General features: G+C 33.1%; 2 protein-coding genes. Both read left to right on the top strand.

Features of this window, described 5'->3' with window-relative positions; all coding sequences use genetic code 11:
• Window positions 1-26: 26 nt before the first annotated feature.
• Complete coding sequence (locus Q0370_RS08830) at window positions 27-533, top strand: hypothetical protein (RefSeq protein WP_299574770.1); 507 nt, start codon at window positions 27-29, stop codon at window positions 531-533.
• A gap of 97 nt (window positions 534-630) precedes the next feature.
• The gene (locus Q0370_RS08835; protein ID WP_299574772.1) at window positions 631-1,821 is read left to right on the top strand and encodes an aspartate aminotransferase family protein; all 1,191 of its coding nucleotides are present in this window, start codon (window positions 631-633) and stop codon (window positions 1,819-1,821) included.
• The last annotated feature ends 3 nt before the right edge of the window (window positions 1,822-1,824 follow it).

Below are 1,824 nucleotides of genomic sequence, written 5' to 3' on the forward strand. Positions count from 1 at the left end.
TGTGACTTATCGGAAAAGACGGAAATATGGTGTTTGTTGAGAAAAAGTTTGTTGAAGTTGATGGAGAAAAGGTTGATATTGGGTTTGTCGGAGAGATTAAGGAAATTAATACGGAAGTTATAAAATTGTTGGAGATGAATGATGCAATTCCTGTGATTTCATCGATTGGAGTAGACAAAAATGGTCAGACATACAATATTAATGCGGATTATGTGGCAGGTGCGATTGCTGGGAAATTACAGGCAGATAGATTGATATTTTTGACAGATGTTGATGGAATCTTGCTTGACTACAATGATAAACAGACACTTATTGATGAAATTGATGTGAAAAAAGTGAACGATTTAATTGAACGAGAAATTATTAGTGGTGGAATGCTGCCAAAAGTTACGACTTGCCTAGATGCGATTGAAAATGGTGTGGAAAATGTTGTTATTCTAAATGGGAAATTGGAACATTCTGTGATTCTTGAGTTGTTTACAGTCGAAGGAGCTGGAACATTGATTAAGAAAGATGAAAATTTAGAGAGTTAAAATTATTTGAGAAAGTAAAAATATCTCAAAAGATTTTGAAGTTGAAAATTAGAAAATTATGGAATATTTTCAAAAAAATTAAGAAGGAAGTGATTAAATGTTATTAAATGTGTATAGCCGTTATAATAAAATATTTGAAAAAGGAAAAGGAACATATATTTATGACAATGAAGGGAATGAATATTTAGATTTTGTATCAGGAATTTCAGTAAATTGCTTGGGACACGCAAGTCCTGTGATTACAAAGGCTTTAACGGAGCAAAGTCAAAAATTGGTGCATATTTCTAATTTGTATTACAGTCAGCCACAATTGGATTTGGCGAATAAACTTACTGAAAATAGTGAAATGGAGAGCGTATTTTTTACAAACAGTGGAACTGAAGCGATTGAGTTGGCTTTGAAAATTGCTCGAAAATACGGGAATAATTTGTCGTACGATGAAAATGGAAACAAAATTGCTGATAAAACGGAAATAATTTATATGAAAAATTCATTTCATGGAAGAAGTACTGGAGCCTTGGCAGTTACCGGTCAGCCGAAGTATCAAAAACCGTTTGAGCCGTTGATGAAAAATGTTACAGAATGTAATTTTAACGATGTTAAGGATTTAAAAGCAAAAGTAAGTGAGAAAACTGCCGCTATTATTTTAGAGCCAATTCAAGGAGAAAGCGGACTTGAGAGTGCTACTCCTGAATTTATGGAAGCTATAAAAGAATTGAGCAAAAAATATGATACACTCGTAATTTTTGATGAAATCCAATGTGGAATGGGAAGAACTGGGAAATTATTCGCATATGAAAATTTTGATTTAGTTCCAGATATAGTTACAATCGCAAAATCGCTTGGTGGCGGAGTTCCAATTGGAGCTTGTTTGACAAAAGGGAAAGCAAATGATGTGCTGGTTCCTGGCGACCACGGTTCAACTTATGGCGGAAATCCTTTGGTTTGTGCCGTTGCAAATGCTGTTTTACATGAATTAATTGACAACAAATTAATTGAAAAAAATGTTGTGGAAAAAGGTCAGTATTCTGTGGAAAAATTGAAAAAATTAAAGGGGAAATTTGATTTTATCGAAGAAATTCGAGGAAAAGGACTTCTTTTGGGAATAAAATTTAATGAAAAGAAAGTTTTGGCAAAAGACGTTGTTTTAAAAGCACTAGAAAATGGATTGTTGCTAGTTGGAGCTGGAAATAATGTTGTGAGATTTTTTCCGCCGTTTAATGTGGCAAATGAAGAAATTGACAAAGCTGTTTCAATTTTGGAGAAAGTTTTAGGAATATTATTGTAAATT

It is taken from the genome of uncultured Leptotrichia sp. (assembly GCF_938036635.1).
Classification (GTDB): domain Bacteria; phylum Fusobacteriota; class Fusobacteriia; order Fusobacteriales; family Leptotrichiaceae; genus Leptotrichia; species Leptotrichia hongkongensis.